Genomic DNA, 491 nt, shown 5'->3' on the forward strand with positions numbered 1-491 from the left:
AGCCTAAGACAGCAGCGAACACGCCAAGGTCTCGAATTGACTCTCTCTCCCGACCTACGGGTCGAATGACTAACTCAGGGAGCCATTTGGGCAATCAGAGCGTATCATAGAACACATCTCGCACACCAATCCTGAACAATCACATTCGCGTTCTTTTTTAGGTGGTATTCATTCGTAGTCGGCATGTCGTTTACCGAAAGCGCTCGTGGACTTCTGGACCTCACGCGGCCAGGAAACCTCATCGCAGCCGCAGTGTTAACTCTCATTGGCGCGTTTGTTGCTGGCGGCGTGACCTCTCAACCGACAGAGGGAGGGATTGCAGTTGCGGCGACTGGGCTCGCAGTTGGTGCCGGGAATACGATCAATGATTATTTCGATCGGGATATCGATCGACACAATAATCCAGAGAGGCCAATTCCACGCGGTTCAGTTTCTCCACGAACTGCACTCGTGTTCAGTATTGTCTTATTCAGTATTGCGGGAGTGCTTGC

The 491-nt window shown here is 51.9% G+C and carries 1 protein-coding gene; it reads left to right on the forward strand.

Translation table 11 applies throughout. The annotated features are described in order from the left end of the window. Positions 1-183: 183 nt before the first annotated feature. On the forward strand, positions 184-491 hold a 308-nt coding region (locus C492_RS22480), incomplete at its 3' end, for a UbiA family prenyltransferase (RefSeq protein WP_169333440.1).

This window comes from Natronococcus jeotgali DSM 18795 (assembly GCF_000337695.1).
Lineage (GTDB): Archaea > Halobacteriota > Halobacteria > Halobacteriales > Natrialbaceae > Natronococcus > Natronococcus jeotgali.